The 13,451-nt window shown below is 56.9% G+C and carries 15 protein-coding genes; 14 read left to right on the forward strand and 1 reads right to left on the reverse strand.

Annotation, left to right across the window (positions count from 1 at the left end):
- The first annotated feature begins 43 nt into the window (after window positions 1–43).
- Window positions 44–1,015: a LysR family transcriptional regulator gene (locus ACR0J0_RS18980; protein ID WP_480665591.1), complete on the forward strand. Its 972-nt coding sequence runs from the start codon at window positions 44–46 to the stop codon at window positions 1,013–1,015.
- Here the strand turns inward: ACR0J0_RS18980 and ACR0J0_RS18985 are convergent.
- Complete coding sequence (locus ACR0J0_RS18985; RefSeq protein WP_480665592.1) at window positions 1,012–2,037, reverse strand: LacI family DNA-binding transcriptional regulator; 1,026 nt, start codon at window positions 2,035–2,037, stop codon at window positions 1,012–1,014. The genes ACR0J0_RS18980 and ACR0J0_RS18985 overlap by 4 nt on opposite strands.
- Window positions 2,038–2,174: 137 nt before the next feature.
- Between ACR0J0_RS18985 and ACR0J0_RS18990 the strand changes: the two genes are divergently transcribed.
- The 13 genes from ACR0J0_RS18990 to ACR0J0_RS19050 all read left to right on the forward strand — a co-directional run bounded on the left by ACR0J0_RS18990 (window position 2,175) and on the right by ACR0J0_RS19050 (window position 13,423).
- Entirely contained in the window at window positions 2,175–2,360 is a 186-nt protein-coding gene (locus ACR0J0_RS18990; RefSeq protein WP_480665593.1) for a hypothetical protein, read from the forward strand.
- A gap of 24 nt (window positions 2,361–2,384) precedes the next feature.
- The gene (locus tag ACR0J0_RS18995) at window positions 2,385–3,530 is read left to right on the forward strand and encodes a TRAP transporter substrate-binding protein (RefSeq protein ID WP_480665594.1); all 1,146 of its coding nucleotides are present in this window, start codon (window positions 2,385–2,387) and stop codon (window positions 3,528–3,530) included.
- 111 nt (window positions 3,531–3,641) lie between these two features.
- The gene (locus tag ACR0J0_RS19000) at window positions 3,642–4,154 is read left to right on the forward strand and encodes a TRAP transporter small permease (protein WP_480665595.1); all 513 of its coding nucleotides are present in this window, start codon (window positions 3,642–3,644) and stop codon (window positions 4,152–4,154) included.
- 11 nt (window positions 4,155–4,165) lie between these two features.
- Window positions 4,166–5,494, forward strand: a complete 1,329-nt coding sequence (locus ACR0J0_RS19005; protein ID WP_480665596.1) for a TRAP transporter large permease — start codon at window positions 4,166–4,168, stop codon at window positions 5,492–5,494.
- 12 nt (window positions 5,495–5,506) lie between these two features.
- Window positions 5,507–6,814: a histidinol dehydrogenase gene (hisD, locus tag ACR0J0_RS19010; RefSeq protein ID WP_480665597.1), complete on the forward strand. Its 1,308-nt coding sequence runs from the start codon at window positions 5,507–5,509 to the stop codon at window positions 6,812–6,814.
- The gene (locus tag ACR0J0_RS19015; RefSeq protein ID WP_480665599.1) at window positions 6,807–7,568 is read left to right on the forward strand and encodes an SDR family NAD(P)-dependent oxidoreductase; all 762 of its coding nucleotides are present in this window, start codon (window positions 6,807–6,809) and stop codon (window positions 7,566–7,568) included. Before hisD ends, ACR0J0_RS19015 begins: the two co-directional genes overlap by 8 nt.
- Window positions 7,565–8,545, forward strand: a complete 981-nt coding sequence (locus tag ACR0J0_RS19020; RefSeq protein WP_480665600.1) for an alcohol dehydrogenase catalytic domain-containing protein — start codon at window positions 7,565–7,567, stop codon at window positions 8,543–8,545. Before ACR0J0_RS19015 ends, ACR0J0_RS19020 begins: the two co-directional genes overlap by 4 nt.
- A 23-nt stretch (window positions 8,546–8,568) precedes the next feature.
- Window positions 8,569–8,979, forward strand: a complete 411-nt coding sequence (locus ACR0J0_RS19025; protein ID WP_480665601.1) for a universal stress protein — start codon at window positions 8,569–8,571, stop codon at window positions 8,977–8,979.
- A gap of 48 nt (window positions 8,980–9,027) precedes the next feature.
- A complete protein-coding gene (gene comD, locus ACR0J0_RS19030; RefSeq protein WP_480665602.1) occupies window positions 9,028–9,534 on the forward strand; it encodes a sulfopyruvate decarboxylase subunit alpha in 507 nt (168 codons plus the stop codon).
- Window positions 9,531–10,088: a sulfopyruvate decarboxylase subunit beta gene (gene comE, locus ACR0J0_RS19035; RefSeq protein ID WP_480665603.1), complete on the forward strand. Its 558-nt coding sequence runs from the start codon at window positions 9,531–9,533 to the stop codon at window positions 10,086–10,088. Before comD ends, comE begins: the two co-directional genes overlap by 4 nt.
- Before the next feature lie 168 nt (window positions 10,089–10,256).
- Entirely contained in the window at window positions 10,257–11,555 is a 1,299-nt protein-coding gene (locus ACR0J0_RS19040; protein ID WP_480665604.1) for a hypothetical protein, read from the forward strand.
- Between the two features lie 15 nt (window positions 11,556–11,570).
- Window positions 11,571–12,689 carry a cytochrome-c peroxidase gene (locus ACR0J0_RS19045; RefSeq protein ID WP_480665605.1) on the forward strand — a complete coding sequence of 373 codons (1,119 nt, stop codon included), beginning with the start codon at window positions 11,571–11,573 and terminating at the stop codon, window positions 12,687–12,689.
- Window positions 12,689–13,423, forward strand: a complete 735-nt coding sequence (locus ACR0J0_RS19050; protein WP_480665606.1) for an MbnP family protein — start codon at window positions 12,689–12,691, stop codon at window positions 13,421–13,423. The genes ACR0J0_RS19045 and ACR0J0_RS19050 overlap by 1 nt, the downstream gene beginning before the upstream one ends.
- The last annotated feature ends 28 nt before the right edge of the window (window positions 13,424–13,451 follow it).

A 13,451-nucleotide genomic window follows, 5' to 3' on the forward strand; every position in this document is an offset into this window, starting at 1 on the left:
TGCTTCGCTAGTTTCGAACAAATCGAAACAATGGTCGAATGCTGTGTCAAAGTCTTTAAGCCTGAGATGGCTGGAAGTTTTCCAGCTGATCGCCAAATCCGGATCAATCCAGCAGGTCGCGTCCGAAACGGGCTTGTCGATCAGTACGGTCTCGAACCATCTGCGCAGTTTGGAAAGTGCGCTGGGCATCGAACTGGTGGATCACGGTCGCAGACCAATGGGTCTTACACCGGCGGGCGAAGTGTTCGCGCGTTATGTCCGCGACGGCCTGACTGTTCTGAAGCGTGGTGAGGCGGAAATCCGCACGGGCAACTGGCAACATGCGACCGACCTGCGATTGGCGCTGATTGACGATTTCGATAACCAGATCGCACCTGACCTTGTTCGGTTTCTGGCGCAGGCCCTGCCGCGCTGCAATTTTCGGCATTTCACACGCCCAAGCCACGAAATCCTCGCCAAGCTGCAAGAGCACAAACTGGATGTCGGCGTCGCCACAAGACCACCGGGGCGTACCGAGGGGCTGATCGAGTATCCGCTTATGCGCGATCCGTTTGTAGTTGTGTTGCCCAACAGCTTTGAAGGCCGTCCCGAAGAGTTGTTTACTCCGGACGCGGATTTGCCATTGCTGCGCTACTCGCGCGATTACGTGATCGGAAAACAGATCGAGATACAATTGGCGCGCAGCAAGTTCAGCCTTCCGAACCGGTTCGAGTTGGAGTGCAATCAGTCCATCATCGGATTGGTCGCCCAAGGCAGTGGCTGGGCGATCACCACAGCGGCATGTTTTCACCGGACCCAGCGGTTCCATAACAGCGTCAAGGCCATGCCGTTTCCGGGCAGCAATTTTGTGCGGACCGTGTCGCTGTTCACTACCGAGGTGTACCCTGTCACGACCTCGGAATTGATTCAGAAGGTTATGGGGAAACTGATCCGGCAGCATTTCACGCGACCCATGTGCGCAAAGTACTCCTGGTTGAAAGACGAATTCCGCACCATGGAGTCAGAAGCCGCCTAGCTTTGGGGGGGGCTGCCCAGCGAAGGGCGATTCACGACGCGTGTCGCCAGCCGCTCACCAGTGCCAGTCGTTTGATTTTCGACCATCTCAATCAATTGCAGGGCTGCTTTGAGCCCCATTTCTCGATGCGGGACATGGACGGTCGTTAGTGCAGGGCTGACAATCCGGGCAAGTTCGATATCGTCGAAGCCTGTGATCGAAACATCGCCGGGTACGTTCAGCCCCAGCTCTTGTGCCTGCCGCAAGGCACCAGCGGCCAATACGTCGTTGCCACACAGGATTGCGGTCGGCGGTGTGTCCGTATTCATGAGATCGCGGAACGCGTTGGCACCATTTTCGATTTCATAGGGCGTTTCGATAATTTTCAGATTGCCGGTCTCGAGACCGCAGTTTCTGATCGCATCCCGAATGCCCTCAACCCTGAGGCGCGCACGATCATTGCCCTCGACGATGCCAGAGATCACTGCGATCTGTTCATGCCCTAGTGAGATAACGTGATTTGCCAATTCGAACATGGCCGCGCGGTTGTCAAATCCAATGGAGGGGAGCCTTGAACCGGGCAAAAAGGACCAGGCGATCAAGGCCGGGACTTTCTGTTGGTTCAAATAGTCATAGATCTTGGGATCGCGATCATGACCGATCAGCAGCAACCCATCGGCACCACGGGCAATCAGTGTCCGGATCTGCTCTTCTTCGATGTCGGGTTTGTACGCTGAGCTGGAAACCAAAAGCGTGTAGCCGCGGTGGTGCAACTCTTCCTGAAAGGCCTGAAGGCCGCGTGCAAAGATTGCGTTTTCCATGGTTGGAATGATTGCGCCAATGGTGAATGACCGCTTGGCTGCCATGACGCGAGCCGCAAAGTTCGGTGTATATCCAAGGGCGTCAACGGCGGATTGAACACGCTTACGCGTGGCTTCTACCACCCGGTCCGGATTGTTGAGGCAGCGTGACACGGTTGCCGTCGAAACGCCGGCCATTTTGGCCACATCATCCAGTGTCGGCGCGGACCGAAGTTTCGCCATTTTCAAACTCGCAATTTGCTTTTTTCAATAAGTGTAAACCTAACCGCACTCAGAGGAAAGCAGTTATGTAAGCGCTTGCATTTTGAATGTAAGCGCTTACAAATGACATCGAACCGATTCCAAAGGGAGTCCAAGAGATGTTTCTGGCTGCATCCATAATCGTGTTTGTCGTCTACTTTGCAAACGTGGCTTTGGGAGCATTTGCTGACAACGCCTTTCTTGGGGATGTCGGAGAGATGTTGGTTCTGTTCGCGGCCTCGATCCTGTTCGTTGTCGCAATTCTGAAAAAAGAGGCTGATCGCGACGCAGAAAGCGACGGCTGAATTTTTCCAATGGGAGGGCACTAAATGAAGAACGACAGAAACGAACTGGCGTCAGAAGAGCGCCGCAATTTCCTGAAGCTCAGCGCCAGCGGCGCATTCACGGCCGCTCTGGTTGCCGGTGCCGGGGGCGTCCTGTGGTCGTCCGAGGCTGCCGCGCAGACGGCAAAAGAAGAACGTGAGCGTGAGCAAGCGGCAGACCACGTGATGACCGTCGCTACTGCCTATGTGCTGGGTGCATCGCGCAGTTATCCGATCATGCAACTGGATCTCAAGGAGAACATCCAGAACGCAACGAACGGCAAGGTCTATGTAAAGCTGGCTCCGGGTGGTCAGTTGGGGGCCGGTGGGGCGCTGGTGCAAAAAGTGCAGGGCGGCACCATTCAGGCCGCGCAGCATTCGCTGTCCAATTTCGCACCGTTTGCTTCGACTGTGGACCTGATCAACATGCCGTACCTGTGCGGTTCGAACCAGAAGTTCACCAACCTCGTGCATTCGGGCACGTGGAAGAACGAGGTTCACCCGAAGGTCGAGGCCGCCGGGTTCAAGGCGTTGTTCTATGTGGTGATCGATCCGCGCGTTGTTGCGGTACGTCAGGGCGGTAACGCCATCGTAACGCCGGGTGACATGAGCGGTGTGAAGTTCCGCGTACCGGGATCAAAAATGCTGCAGCAATACTATCGTATGGTCGGCGCGAACCCGACGCCTGTTGCTTGGGGGGAGACCCCCTCGGCCATCAAGCAGGGGGTCGCAGATGCGCTCGATCCGTCGGTGGGTGCGCTGTATGTGTTCGGGTTCAAGGACATCCTAAGCCATGTGACCTTCACGCAGGCCGTGCCTGACAGTCAGGTCTATTCGTGCAACCTCGAATGGTTCAACTCGATGCCGCCGGACGTTCAGGAAGGCATCATGTGGGGCTCTGAAATGACCAGCCATCAGAACCTTGCCAAAGTTCCCTCGGCCCGTGCCTATGCCATGGCCGAGCTGAACAAGGCTGGTGTGGAGTTCCATTCGCTCAGCGCGGACCAACTGGCCGAATGGGAAAGTGTTGGCGGGTATCAGAATGCCGACTGGGATCCGTTCAAGACTGAATTGGCCGGGTCGATGGACGCCTTCGAGAAACTGGTCGAGGCGGCCGGTACGCAAGGCCAATACTACGTCCACGACGCCTGATGCCATCGCTGCGAGCGCTTCTCAGGCGCCCGCGGCACACTCAATCAGCCGGGCCGGAAAAAGCATAAATCCGAAGGCACTGGCTTGGCTGTCCATTCATCGAGGGAACCGATGACCTTACTGCAAAACATAGACCGCAACGCCGAGCGCTGGCTGCTGCTGGTGTTCTACGTGATGCTGGTCATCACAATGGCCATCGAGGTTCTGCGGCGTGAGATCTTTGCCTATTCCTCGATCTGGGGCGAAGAGATCGTCCGGTATTCGTTCATCTATTTGGCCTGGATCGGAGCCGCAGCGGCGGTCAAGGAACGCGCCCATATTCGCATCGACGTGATCATGCACTACCTTGGGCCGCGCCCCAAGGCGGTGCTGTATATCTTCGGCGATCTGGTGATGTTCTTGGTCGCGATCATCGCTCTCTATTGGTCGTATGAGGCGGTTCATGTCTCGGCCAAGTTCGGATCTGTCACCGACGGTTTGCGCGTTTCCAAGGTCTGGTTCTTGATGGCGGTTCCAACCGGCTTTGCGCTGATGATCTGGCGCCTGATCCAGTCATTCCTACGTGATCTTAAATCCCTTCGTGACGGCACTCCCGTCTTCGAAGGCGACAAGCTGTTTGACTGAGGGTGAGGCGGATGCTCTGGAACTCTCTCAATCAAACCGTGGAGCTGGGGTGGGATTTCTATGTCCCGGTGATCCTGTTCGTTGCACTGATTGCCATGGCGGTTCCGGTTTGGGCTGCGATTGGATCGGCGGCAATTGTCATGCTGGTCATGTCTGGCGATCTGCCTCTAAGTCTTGTGGGCGAGAGCCTGTTCACCGGCATTGACGCATTTGCCCTGACCGCTGTGCCCTTGTTCATCCTGACCGGTGACGTGCTGGTCCGCACCGGCCTGTCGCGCAAATTCTTGGATGTGGCCGAAGCTCTAACCTGTTTCGCTAAAGGCGGTTTCGGATCGGCCACGGTACTGGTCTGCGGCATGTTCGCGGCGATCTCGGGATCGGATGCGGCCGGCGCGGCGGCCGTGGGACGCATGACGATCAACCGATTGGTCGAAAGCGGCTACCCGCGTCCCTACGCCTGTGCACTGGTCGCGGCGGGGGCCTGTACTGGTATCCTGATTCCACCGTCGATTGCCTATATCATCATCGGCCTCGTGCTGGGAATATCTGCCTCGACTCTGTTCCTCGCCGCGCTGATCCCCGGTCTCGCCATTCTGGTTTCCATTCTTATCACCAACATCATCATGAACCGCCTCTACGCCTATGAGGGCGGCGGCATGATGACCATGGGCGAATGGCTGGCAAATTTAGGCAAAGCGCTGAAATCCGGCTGGTACGCTTTCATCGTACCCGGCATCATCTTCTATGGCATTTTCTCGGGCCGCTTGACACCGACCGAGGCCGGTGCGACCGCAGTGGTCGTCACCATCATCATGGGCTTCATCCTGCGCACGCTGACACTGGCCGATTTCCCGTCGATGCTGGTCAGTTCAGCCAAGGTGAACGGAGTTATCCTGCCGATCATCGCCTTTTCGGCCCCTTTGGCTGAGGCACTGGCGATCATGGGAGTGCCGCAGGGCTTTGTTGCTTCGGTCACGGCTATGACAGACGATCCGTACCTTTTGATCCTGCTGATGATCGGCATCCTGATCGCTGCGGGCTGCGTAATGGAAACGACGCCAAACATTGTTATCCTCGCCCCGATACTGAAGCCACTGGCCGACAATATCGGCATGAACGAGATTCAGTTCTGCATCATGATGATCACCGCGCTGGGTGTTGGGTTCATCACTCCACCGCTGGGCCTGAACCTGTTCGTCGTATCAGGCATTACGGGCGAGTCCATCCTCAAGATCGCAGCCCGTGCCGTGCCTTTTGTTTTGACAATGCTGATCGTGGTTCTTCTGATTGCGTATGTGCCCTCGGTTTCGACCACTCTGCTTCCTGAAATCTACCAATAGGACTTACCGAATATGCCGCGTGACTACCTGAAAAAGGCAACTTTGACACCGCAATCCCATGCCACGGAAGTGCATGACACGGTCAAGACCATCCTTGCCGACATCGAGGTCGGCGGCGATGCCAAAGCGCTGGAATACGCAGCCAAGTTCGACAAGTACGAAGGCAATGTCTTGATGAGCGCAGAGGAGATCGAAGCCGCCATCGCGTTGGTGCCGGAAAAGCTGAAAGCCGACATCCGCTTTGCACATGACAACGTACGCCGCTTTGCCGAAACGCAGAAAGCTACAGTTTCCGATGTTCAGATGGAGATCGTGCCGGGTTTCATCGCCGGCCAAAAGGCCATCCCGGTGGACGCGGCGGGGTGCTACGTGCCCGGAGGGCGCTATAGCCACATCGCCAGCGCGATTATGACCGTAACCACGGCCAAGGTCGCTGGATGTCGCCATATCACGGCCTGCTCTCCTCCGCGACCGAATGAAGGCGTGGCGCCCGCGATTGTCTATGCTGCGCATATCTGCGGGGCCGACAGCATCCTGGCGATGGGTGGCGTACAGGGCGTGGCCGCTATGACTTACGGCTTGTTCGATCTGCCGCGCGCGAACATCCTTGTGGGCCCCGGCAACCAGTTTGTGGCCGAAGCCAAACGTATTCTCTACGGCAAGGTTGGCATCGACATGATTGCGGGGCCGACCGACAGCCTGATCCTTGCGGATAGCTCGGCGGATGCGCATGTGGTTGCGACCGATTTGGTCAGTCAGGCGGAACATGGCTATAACTCGCCAGTTTGGCTGGTCACCGATGACCGCGACCTTGCACAAAAGGTAATGGATCTGGTGCCAGTGCTGATTGACGATCTGCCCGAGTTGAATCGGGAAAACGCCGCTGCTGCATGGCGCGATTATGCCGAGGTTATTGTGTGTTCTGATCGAGAAGAAATGGCGGCATGTTCGGATGAATACGCGCCTGAACACCTGACCGTTCAAGCCGAGGATCTGGATTGGTGGCTGGGTCGGTTGACCTGCTACGGCTCACTATTTCTGGGGGAAGAAACCACAGTTTCCTATGGTGACAAGGCAACCGGCACGAACCACGTGCTGCCAACGTCAGGCGCGGCCAGCTATACCGGCGGGCTGAGTGTCCACAAATACATGAAGATCGTCACCTGGCAGCGGGCAACACGCGAGGGTTCGAAATCCATCGCTGAAGCCACCGCGCGCATATCCCGCCTTGAAGGGATGGAGGGACATGCTCGTGCCGCGGATATTCGTTTGGCAAAATACTTCCCCGACGAACAGTTCGACTTAACCGCCGATGGATGACCCCCGCGCGTTGTTTGATCTGACTGGGCGGGTGGCCTGCGTGACCGGGGCCAGCTCCGGCCTTGGCCGGCGGGTGGCGCTGGTGTTGGCCGCCGCTGGTGCGCACGTGGTCGGCGTGGCGCGTCGGGCTGAGGCGTTAGCCAATTTGCAGGCGGAAAGCGGCGATAACATAGATACCGTCGTCGCAGACATAGCCGAACGGTCCCGGGTTGCGTCGTTGGCCAATCAGGTCGGCGCCAGATTTGGCCCGCCGGATATCGTGGTGCATGCAGCGGGGGTCAACACCCGCGAACCGGCCGACGAAGTGACTGCTGACGGCTGGGACCAGACCCTCGCCTTGAACCTGAGCGCGCCGTTCTTCCTGAGTCAGGCATTGGTGCCCGCGATGAAGGTCAAAGGGTGGGGACGGATCGTAAATTTTGCCTCGCTGCAGACAACGCGCGCCTTTCCCGGCGGGGTCGCTTACGGAGCCAGCAAAGCCGGTATCGGACAGTTGACGAGGGCCATGGCCGAAGCGTGGTCATCTCACGGTATTACCGCCAATGCCATCGGTCCGGGGTTTTTCCCGACCGAGCTGACACAGGCCGTGTTCGACGACCCTGAACGCGCTGCCCGTAACGCTGCACAGACCTGCATGCACCGAAACGGGCAGATGGCGGACATCGATGGACCGATCCTGTTCCTGTGCTCACCGGCGTCAGATTATGTCACCGGGCAGGTTTTGATGGTTGACGGAGGGTTCACAGCGAAATGAAAGCGCTTGTTTACCAAGGTGTTGAGCAATTGACCTATGAGGATGTTCCCGATGCCTCGCCCGATATCGGTGAACAACTGATCCGGGTTGAGGCTGTCGGAATCTGTGGCTCGGACATGCATGCTTATCTGGGTCACGATGCGCGCCGTCCAGCGCCTCTTATTCTGGGCCACGAGGCCGCGGGCATCATTGTTGGCGGGCCACGTGACGGTACGCGAGTGACGATCAATCCGTTGGTAAATTGTGGTGAATGCCCGGCTTGCCAGGCCGGGCGCGAAAACCTGTGTATTGACCGCCAGATCATCTCGATGCCTCCGCGCGAAGGGGCATTCGCGCAATACGTCGCTATGCCAGATTCCAACTTGGTAGAGGTTCCGGATCACGTGACTTTTCAGCAGGCGGCGCTGGCCGAACCACTTGCTGTCAGCTGGCACGCCGTCCGGTTGGGCCTTGAGGCGCTGCACCCTGCAATGGGACGGCAAGCGCTGGTGATCGGAGGCGGCGCAATTGGTGTGGCTGCCGCGTTGGCATTGAAGGCTGCAGGTATCACAGACGTGACTCTTGTCGAACCAAACGAGCCGAGGCGCGTGTACCTGCAGGAGCTTGATGCTTTCAAAACCCGCGCAGCCACGACTGATAACTACCCTTTGGTGATCGATGCCGTTGGCTTCACAGCAACCCGTGCTGCCGCTTCGCAGCTTGTTCAGCCGGGTGGCGTGGTAGTGCATGTTGGGCTGGGCGAAGACACAGGAGGTTTGGACATACGCCGTATGACCTTGCAGGAAATCACATTTATCGGCACCTATACGTATACGGTCGAGGATTTTCGAAAGACCGCGCAGGCGATTTTCGATGGTCGTCTGGGCGCGTTGGACTGGGTGGAGGAGCGGGCGTTGCCCGACGCTGCCGCCGCGTTTCGTGACCTGCGGAGTGGTGTGGTCGCCGCGCCAAAGATTATCCTCGCTCCCTGGGTCTAGGCCCGGCAGTAACGGAGGTATTCATGTATAAAAAAATTCTCGTACCAATGGCGTTGGATCACGGAATTTCCCAACACACTTTGGAAGTTGCCCGGGCGTTGTCGGCAGAGGGTGCCGAAATCGTGGCCTTGCATGTCTACGAAATGCCCCAAGGGTCCGTCAGCGCCTATCTCGACAAGGATGTCGTCTCCGAAGGGTTCCGCGCGGCGCGTAACCTGTTGAGAGACAAGGTTTCAGGGCTCGAAGGTGTACAGGCAGAAATCGTCAAGGGACACACGGCCCGTACGGTAATCGATTTTGCTACTCAAAACGACTTTGACTGCATTGTCATCGGTTCGCACAAACCCGGCATCAGCGACTATTTTCTTGGATCGACTGCGTCGCGCGTCGTCCGTCATGCGCCCTGCGCCGTGCATGTGCACCGCAGGCTTTAACCCGTAAATCGCGCCACGCGCGCCCCATACAGGACTGACAAAACGGATATGAACATAGACAAAAAAATCACCGACGATCTGGTGGCCAACGATATTTCGTTTGTCACCACCGTTCCGTGCAAGCAGCTGGCCGGGGTGATCGAAGAGATCGACGCGCGCGAAGGGATCTATCACATCCCTTCCAACAAGGAAGATGAAGGAATGGGCCTGTGTGCCGGTGCATGGATGGGGGGTAAACGCCCCGCCATAATCATGCAGAACACAGCGATCGGTGTGACGATCAACACGCTGGCGACGTTGATCCAGTATTACCGGATTCCTTTGCCAATGCTGATTTCTTATAGGGGCGAATTGCGTGAACCCATCGCCTGTCAGGTAGAAATGGCAGTGCATACCAAGGCGCTGTTGGCGCAACTTAACATCCCGACCTACCACTTCCATAACCAGTCAGATGTCGAGGAATTGGACGCGATCCTGAAATACACCTTCATGTGCAACAAGCCGGTCGCCATTCTGACTGACGCCAATTTCTGGGGAGGCTATGGCGACCAATGATCCGTTCTGAAATCCTGAAAGAAATCGCGCCGATCCTCCGGGATCAACTGGTCGTCTGCAATATCGGCATTCCCAGTCAGGAACTGCACGCCATCGACGACCAGCCCACCAATTTCTACATGCTGGGCACGATGGGTCTGGCCTCGTCCATCGGCCTGGGGTTGGCTTTGTCACAGCCGAAACCGGTGATCGTGATCGACGGCGACGGGTCGGTTCTGACCAATCTGGGCACCTTGCCGACCATCGCCAACAATGTGGCCGACAACTATATCCTTTTGATTGTCGACAACGGCTCTTACGGGTCGACCGGGGATCAGCCGACTTATGCCGGCCAAAAAACCTCTTTGTCCAAGATGGCGGAGGCGGCAGGGTGTGAGCGCGTAATCGAGTGTCGCGCCGAAGACACCGGTCGCGTTTTGCAAGAGGCTCTGGATGCCAAGAAAATGACGATCATCGTCAGTAAGTGTGAAAGCGGCAATGCCAAGATGCCGCCGATTACAATGGACCCCGTTGTTATCCGCGATCGCTTTATGAAAGCAGTGCAAGGCACTTAACGCATTCCGCCGAGTAAACCCCAAACAAACGCCGCCTGTCACAAGGCGGCGTTTTTCGTTGGCGGGCAAGGGTCGGTTTGGTGCAAAGAATGCGATGTGATATTACGTTGGGTAAGGTGCATTTCTAACCGCAGTTTTTCCGAAGTTTCATCACATGGGGGGAAGGCTATGAAACTCAGCAAAATTACTCAGATCACATTGACTGGCGCAGCCCTGATGGTCTGCGGGCTGTCGACGGCTGAGGCTCAGAACCGCGAGGAAAGTCAGGGTATGGTGCTGCTGCGCGGGCTGCCGACGCTGGATACCAAGCACAGTGTGGCAATTGTCGAGCTGGATCCGGAATCCGACCGTTTCGGAGAGATCCTCAGCGAGGTTGAACAACCCGACATGGAACACCCGCTGCATCACCTGTACTACAGCCCAAATGGGCGCCTGTATTCGACCGGGCTGGACCCGTCCTGCAGCCTGGCCGAGATTGGACTGTCCCGTGACGCCAGCGGGACGCCGGTGATTGAAGGTTTCACCTGCCTGGACACCAAGGGACAGGTCGTTGGCGAAGACATCATGTGGACGACCTCGAACGGGCAGGAGTACATGTTCGTGACCTTCATGGGCGGCACGGGCGGAGATGATGGCGGTTCGGTTGGTGTGTTCGACACGCAGACCAACGAAGTCGTCAAGATCATTGAAGCCCGCAAAAGCCAGATCGGCGAGGGCGAGCCTTACATCATGTACCCGCACGGTATTTCCGCGTTCGAAGACCGGATGGTGGTCACCTCGACGATACATCCGGACATGGCCACCGGGGTGGGAAACGTATTGACGATTATCGACCTCAATACGCTCGAACCCATCGAGAATATTCTGGTTGAAAACGAGAAGCCGTTGGATTTCCCATCTTCTCCGGTCGAGGTTCTGTTTGCGCGGCCCAGCATGCATGCGGACATCGAACCCGCCATTCTGGCTAATACGATGTTCGGGTTTGAAACCTGGAAAGTGCCTTATGACGCCAGCTCCAAGACTTTCGGAGAGGCTGAGGTCATCTACAGCGGTGTCTCCAATGAAACCGCAGTTCCGCTGGAGTTCTACGGCACCGAGGACGAACTGTTTATCTCGCACGCCCTGCCGGGCGTTGTGAAACGCTATGAATTGGCGGCACTGCCCGAGTTGGTTTCAAGCGGGCCGGATATCGTCGCCGACCCGGGTGCGCATCACATGATCTTTTTCACGTCCGCGTCCGGTAGGGATCTGATCGCCATTCAGAACAATCTGCTGAATCTGGGGAACGCGGCCGACGAGGACCCGACCGATGTGGATTTCATCGCCGATCTCAACGCCCACACGATCACGATTCATGATCTGGCCTCAGGTGAGCGCATTGCCGAGGTGAATTTCAAAGAACGCTACAACAAAGGCGTGGACAACGTCGAAGGGCTGTTCGGATCAGGTTTCGTGCACCACCATTAATGCTCTGGAGGCGCTATGCTTCGAGTGTTTTTGACAATTACCGCTGCCGCATTGATTGCGGCGGCGTGGGTAATGTGGGACCGCGCGCGTGGAACGGTGCCGACGCCCATCGCGGATTTCTCAGCACCCTTCGTATTTGGGCGCTTTGCCGTCCCGCCGGACAATCCGTTGACCGAGGAAGCCTTTGCCCTGGGCAGGCACCTATTCTACGATCCTATTCTGTCCGGCAACAATAAGGTCGCGTGCGCATCGTGCCATGTGCAGGCTTTGGCATTTACCGACGGGCTGGCAAAGTCACCTGCGTTGTCAGGTGGCGAACTGAACTTCAGTTCGATGAGCCTGGCCAACCTGCTTTGGGGGCAGGAGAGGTTCTTTTGGGATGGGCGCGCAGCATCGTTGGAGGAGCAGGCTTTATTGCCAATCCAGCACCCGGATGAGATGGGTCAGGACCTGGACGCGTTGATTGGCGAATTACAGACGTCAAGCACGTATCGAAAGATGTTTCGCCAGGCATATGGCGAGGTCAGCGCCGAAAATGTCGCACGCGCGCTGTCGACATTCATGCGCATGTTGATCTCGTCAGACTCGAAGTATGACAAGTACCTGCGGGGTGAGGCGCGATTGACTGCGCAGGAAGAACACGGGCGCAAACTGTTCATGGCGCATCCGGATACAAAAATTTCCTTGCGCGGTGGGAACTGCATCGACTGTCACAGCCAGTTTCTGACGTCCGGGTTCCGCGATGCGCTGGACGGGTTTTCAAACAATGGGCTGGATTCAGACGAAGACCTGCCTGATGGCCTGATGGCCGTAACGGGTAACCCGGCGCACAAAGGCTTCTTCAAGGTTCCAACACTACGCAACATCGCGGTGACTGCGCCGTACATGCACGACGGGCGATTTGAGACGTTGGAAGATGTCATGGTGCACTACAATGACGGTATTGTCGTCAGCGATACGCTCAGCCCATTGATCCTTGAGGCAGACAATGCTCCGGAAGCCGGACAGCAAACTGTCGGCCTGCGCATGACGCCCGAAGAAATTGAGGCAATCATCGCCTTTCTGCATACGCTGACCGATGATGCCTTTCTGACAAACCCACGGTTTTCCGACCCGTTCGAAGGAGACACCTGATGCGACGTTCTCGGGTTTTTTGGGGGATTGCGGTGCTGCTGATCCTGATCGTTGGAGGCGCATTGCATGTCGCGCTCAAGCCTGAAGGCAGGACTTCGATCACTCTTAGCTTTCATGCCAAAATGGGCGATACCCCTCTGGTATATGACGAATTTGTCTATGAGAATCCCGGCGGGTCCGGCACATTCAGGGTTCGCGATTTTCGGTTCTATCTTAGCAATTTGACCTTATCGCAAGAAGGAACGCCGTTCGCCCAGCCCGATAGTTATCATCTGCTTCGGTTCGACAATCCCAACAAGTCGCATTTGATTACATTAAATGATGTGCCTCTTGGCGCCATTGATCACGTGCGCTTCCTGATCGGCGTGGACCCTGATGCCAATGGCTCGATTGAGGCGCGGGGCGATCTGGACCCCAACAGCCAAATGGCTTGGAATTGGGAAGTCGGTTACAAGTTCGTCGTTTTCGAGGGCGCGTTACGTGTCGGCGATAACGTGTCGCCGCTGGTCTACCATGTGGGTTTTTCCGAAAACGCGCGCGAGGTTGCGTTTGCTTTACCGCCGGGTCTTTCGGCCAATGATGGCACTGCGGTGCATCTGACCGTCGATCTGGCGAAACTGTTCGACGGTCCAGTGCAAATCGACATGGAGGCGCTGTCATCGGTCAAGTTCAACCGCGCCGACGCCAAGATACTGGCTGATAACTATGCGACCATGATCGACCCTGCGTTCTAGCAGGATCAGATCATGCCGGGCGCGGCGG

Source organism: Ruegeria sp. BF12 (assembly GCF_056538705.1).

Excerpts from the sequence above, each read along its gene's own strand:
- ACR0J0_RS18985 (WP_480665592.1), bottom strand. The coding sequence starts at position 2,037 with ATGGCGAAACTTCGGTCCGCGCCGACACTGGATGATGTGGCCAAAATG.
- ACR0J0_RS18990 (WP_480665593.1), top strand. The coding sequence starts at position 2,175 with ATGTTTCTGGCTGCATCCATAATCGTGTTTGTCGTCTACTTTGCAAAC.
- ACR0J0_RS18995 (WP_480665594.1), top strand. The coding sequence starts at position 2,385 with ATGAAGAACGACAGAAACGAACTGGCGTCAGAAGAGCGCCGCAATTTC.
- ACR0J0_RS19000 (WP_480665595.1), top strand. The coding sequence starts at position 3,642 with ATGACCTTACTGCAAAACATAGACCGCAACGCCGAGCGCTGGCTGCTG.
- ACR0J0_RS19005 (WP_480665596.1), top strand. The coding sequence starts at position 4,166 with ATGCTCTGGAACTCTCTCAATCAAACCGTGGAGCTGGGGTGGGATTTC.
- hisD (WP_480665597.1), top strand. The coding sequence starts at position 5,507 with ATGCCGCGTGACTACCTGAAAAAGGCAACTTTGACACCGCAATCCCAT.
- ACR0J0_RS19015 (WP_480665599.1), top strand. The coding sequence starts at position 6,807 with ATGGATGACCCCCGCGCGTTGTTTGATCTGACTGGGCGGGTGGCCTGC.
- ACR0J0_RS19020 (WP_480665600.1), top strand. The coding sequence starts at position 7,565 with ATGAAAGCGCTTGTTTACCAAGGTGTTGAGCAATTGACCTATGAGGAT.
- ACR0J0_RS19025 (WP_480665601.1), top strand. The coding sequence starts at position 8,569 with ATGTATAAAAAAATTCTCGTACCAATGGCGTTGGATCACGGAATTTCC.
- comD (WP_480665602.1), top strand. The coding sequence starts at position 9,028 with ATGAACATAGACAAAAAAATCACCGACGATCTGGTGGCCAACGATATT.
- comE (WP_480665603.1), top strand. The coding sequence starts at position 9,531 with ATGATCCGTTCTGAAATCCTGAAAGAAATCGCGCCGATCCTCCGGGAT.
- ACR0J0_RS19040 (WP_480665604.1), top strand. The coding sequence starts at position 10,257 with ATGAAACTCAGCAAAATTACTCAGATCACATTGACTGGCGCAGCCCTG.
- ACR0J0_RS19045 (WP_480665605.1), top strand. The coding sequence starts at position 11,571 with ATGCTTCGAGTGTTTTTGACAATTACCGCTGCCGCATTGATTGCGGCG.
- ACR0J0_RS19050 (WP_480665606.1), top strand. The coding sequence starts at position 12,689 with ATGCGACGTTCTCGGGTTTTTTGGGGGATTGCGGTGCTGCTGATCCTG.